The following is a 4,128-nucleotide window of genomic DNA, read 5'->3' on the forward strand; positions in this document are numbered from 1 at the left end:
CAATGGCAATGTTGATGGGCTTGAAGGTGGATCCCGGCTCATACAAATCCGTTACGGCCCAGTTGCGAAAAAGACCGGGGTCATACTCGAAGTAGCGGTTGGGATCGTAGGTGGGCTCGCTCACCAGCGCCAGGATTTCCCCTGTCTGTGGCTGGAGGACAATCACCGTGCCCCGCAGGGCTCGAAACCGCTCCAGTTGCACTTTCAGGGCAGCGCGGGCAGCTCTTTGCAGGCGCATATCTAGGGTAAGTTGCAGCACCGTCTCGCGGGATTGCAGCAGCCCTTCCGGCACCTCGGCAGCCAACAGTCGTCCGTAGCCATCGCGAGGAATGGTAACAGGCTGAACAGTACGCTCCAGCAGCTCTTGCCGGGAATATTCCACTCCCGCTTGGCCCTGATGATCCAGATCTACATAGCCCACCACCTCGGCGGCCATCTCTTTTTGGGGGTAAATGCGTTGCCGCTCGCTCACCAGCTCCAGGCCATCCAGATGCAGAGCCTGAATTTGATCCGCCACCTCCTGGGATACCCAGCGCTCCACCCGCACCGCATGATTAACCGACAGCCGCTGCGTCAGTTGCTCCACCGGACGCCGCAACAGGGGAGCAAGGGCAGTGGCCATTTCCTCCGGGGTGCGTTTGCCGAAGAGACGGGGATGGGCCCAGAGGGTGTAGACAGGGCGATCTACGGCCAGCAATTCTGCCTGCTGCTTGGCAATAGAATGACGATCCACAATTGAGCGACGAGGAATGAAAGGTCTTAGCTGGGCTCGCTGCTGGGCTTCGGCTCGCTGCTGCAATAGGGGTGCCTGTTGATGTTGCAAATAAACCAGACGTGCTCCTGTTACAAATAGGGCGATGATCAAAGCCAGTCCGGTCATGCCGGCGCGAAAGTCAAGCTGGCGGGCCGTCGGGATCCGCTCCCCCAAGAGCCATCCCAGCGCTGTTCCCCACTGCCTAGAGCTTCGCGGTGAAGGGATCCAAGAACCTCTGCGTCGGCGCCGTTGAGCAAGTTGCCGGCCATTTTGCCTTGTCTCCAGAGATTTCGGCACAGGCCGCCCTACCCTAGCCCTAGGTCTGCCTTCCATTGCAATCCTCACATGAGCACCACCGCTAGTTTGGCGCTCATCCCTCTGTTATGCCACCCCACAGCTTTTGGAAGAGACCTTGGGATCCCGAAAAGCAGCCAGGACATTTTAGAGGTATTGGAGATAACATAATACCTCAGAACATGAATTAGGTGCGGGCAAATCCTCAGACTTTTCGCACTTGGATCCGCAGTTTTAAATCACATTCAAAAGAAACTGGGAGGATATGAAAAACCCAACTCACTTGCGTACATTCAACAGCTCAAACCTTTAACTTGCTTGATTTAAAACCTCTTCCCGGCGCCTCGTGCAGTCAGCCACTCAATTTCCGCTCCTGGTTGGAGAGAGGGGAAGTTGAATACAGCACAGCGAAAACCGGAGGACTTACTGCTTTTCATAATTTTTTAAACGCTTCGTATTCTCGGAAACAGACGACCGGCAGACTAGCAAGCCATAATCTAAACAAATCCAGCTTTCCCGGAGTTGAGTCTATGAAATGCGTGGAGGAGAGCCCCAACAAGCGCGTGTACCAAGAGTCTTCTGTAGGTTTCCTTGGGTCTCTTGCTACTTTTGTTTTTATCTGTTTCTTTGCGTTCATCCTTTTTATGGCTTTATCTTCGATCTGGTCTTCCCAGGGTGAGCGCCGTTTCACTTGTTTTCGAGTTGACCAGTCTACGGTTAATTGTGAAGTGTCTTTCCAGCCGTTTCTACCTTTGCCGAGCCAAACTACACTTCACATAGATGTAAGAGGAGCTGCAGTCAAAACTGAAATTGTGGAGGATGACGACGGAGAAAGGACTGAGCGCTACTATGTCACGCTGGAAAAGCCTACAGGGGAAACCCCAGCCTGGTTGGCCTTTGGTGAAAGTGAAGCTCAGGAATTGGCAAGGCGCGTTGATTCTTTTGTGAACAGTACAGAGAGTCGGCTCTTGATAGATATCGATAGATTTCACTTACTGGAGTTAGTGTTTGCGATCTTGTATTCTCTCCTTCCAGGGCTATTTCTGGCTCTACTTCTTTGGGTAGGAGCTCTCATGCTGAAGGTGTCTTTTTGGTGTCGCCGTCTAACGTTTGACCGCTCTAGGTACCAAATCCAAGAGGAGCACCTTACTCCTTTTGGGTCGCTAGGGCGGAAAACTTATTCCTTTGGAGATGTACAGCAGATTTTGGTTCAGGCCAAAAGGAATTTTGTTGAATTCTTTTCGGTAGAAGTGAAATTGCAATCGCGGAAACCTTTGCTGTCAGTCTGCTACACTGATAAGGAACCAGAGGCGCGGGCAGAGGCCGAGAAGCTGGGTCAATTTTTGGGGTGTCCGGTCATTTTGCCGGAGGCAAAATCATAATACTAGAGGGACGTAGCCCCGAGAGGTATTCAAGGTAAGTTAGATCTGTCCATCTGCCCATAGGGATCCCCTCCATTGCCTAGAGCGGTTTGGCTAATCCTGGGGTTGGGCTTGTTCATGCGGGGCCTGGTGGCTGCCCTTTTGCCGCCGGGCTTTGACGAAGCCTACTACTACCTCTACACCCGCCATCTGGATTGGAGCTATTTTGACCATCCGCCGCTGGTGGCCTGGACAACGGGCTTGGGGCCTGCCTTGACCGGCCAGGTGTCGGCTTTTTCTATTCGACTGGGATCCCTGCTGCTGTATTGTGGCTCTTCCCTATTCCTCTACTACACCGGAGCGCGCCTTTTCTCTGTTCGGGCGGGACTGATCAGCTTGGCGGCTATCAGCATCGCGCCGATCCTTTGGATTGGGTTTGGGGTGCTGACCCTGCCGGATAGTCCGCTGATCTTTTTTACGGCAGCAACCCTATGGGTGGCCAGCCAGGAGTTTTTCCCGGTGCCTTTGGGGCAGGGGAAATTGGGAGTCTATGGGGCGGCTCGCTATCGGCCAGGGCCTAGGCTAGCGCTCATAGGTCTCTTGGTGGGGCTGGCCTGCTTGGGGAAATACCACGGCTTGGCTTTGGGGTTCGGCCTGGTACTCTTTTGTCTGCTCAGCCCAGTTCATCGCTGTGCCTTGAGGTCGGGCTGGACGGTGCTGGCGGTGCTGGGTTTTGTGCTGGCCTTCAGCCCGGTGCTGATCTGGAACGCCCAGCAGGATTGGGTCTCCTTTCGCTTTCAGGCGGGGCGGGCGGTGCCGGAGGCAGGGTATCAACTGCAAGCGCTGGGGCTGACGATCCTTTCTGAAATCTTTTACCTGTTCCCCAGCTTGGGGATCCCTTTGGGGTGGGCGAGTTTGGCAGGGACGGGTCGGGTGGCCCTGCAGATTCTCCGCGGGATGCGGCTGACGGATGAAGAGCTCAAGCACCTTTTGATCCTGGCCTGTGGATTACCGCTGGTGTTGGCCTTTACCTTGATGGGAGGCTACCGGCCCATCTTGCCCACCTGGCCCATGCCGGGGTTTTGGGTGCTGACGCTGCTGCTGGGATCCTTCTGGGAACGGTGGCCGGGAGCGAAGCGAACCTTAGTGGGGACGGCGGTGATGGTCAGCTTGGTGGTGGGGGTGGGGCTGGCCCATGTGCGCTATGGCCTGCTGCAGGCTCCTGGCGGGCTGGGCCTATGGCCCGTGGAGAGGGATCCCTCTACTCAGCTCATTGAAATTGAGCAGTTGCGGCAGCGCTTTCGGACGGATCCCCACCTGGCTCAAGCCCTTGAGGAGGCAGAGTTCGTTTTTACCAATGCCTATTTTTTGGGCGGTCAGATCGCCATGGCCCTGGCTCCGCTGACGGACAAGCCTCTGACCTGCCTGGATGCAGATTTGCGGGGCTTTGCCTTTTGGTCGCAGCCGCAGGATTGGCTGGGGCAGGATGGGCTGCTCATCACTTCCAAGCTGTTCCAGCCGAGGGCAGGGATCCCAGCCACCTATGGCGACTACTTTGCCCAAATCGAGCCTGTGGCCGAGGTTCCCCTGGTGCGGGCAGGGGCGGTGGCGCAAACCTTTCAGGTGTACCTGGCTCGACAGATGCGCAAGCCCTATCCCCGCCCTTATTCCCGTCTGCAATAACAGCAGAGCATGCCTCTAACCCCCAAAACCCTGAAC

Annotated in this window: 3 protein-coding genes; 2 read left to right on the top strand and 1 reads right to left on the bottom strand. The window is 55.8% G+C overall.

Annotated features, from left to right (window positions below):
• Positions 1–928, bottom strand: a 928-nt coding sequence (locus NW856_RS09225; protein ID WP_414399930.1) for a penicillin-binding transpeptidase domain-containing protein, incomplete at its 3' end; no start/stop codon positions are given.
• A 650-nt stretch (positions 929–1,578) separates the two neighbouring features.
• Here NW856_RS09225 and NW856_RS09230 point away from each other — a divergent pair.
• On the top strand, positions 1,579–2,430 hold the full coding sequence (locus NW856_RS09230; RefSeq protein ID WP_414388112.1) for a hypothetical protein: 852 nt from the start codon (positions 1,579–1,581) through the stop codon (positions 2,428–2,430).
• A gap of 75 nt (positions 2,431–2,505) precedes the next feature.
• A complete protein-coding gene (locus NW856_RS09235) occupies positions 2,506–4,092 on the top strand; it encodes an ArnT family glycosyltransferase (protein ID WP_414399931.1) in 1,587 nt (528 codons plus the stop codon).
• Positions 4,093–4,128: the final 36 nt, after the last annotated feature.

Source organism: Synechococcus sp. R3-13 (assembly GCF_047462195.1).
In the GTDB taxonomy this organism is placed as follows: Bacteria; Cyanobacteriota; Cyanobacteriia; order Thermostichales; family Thermostichaceae; genus Thermostichus.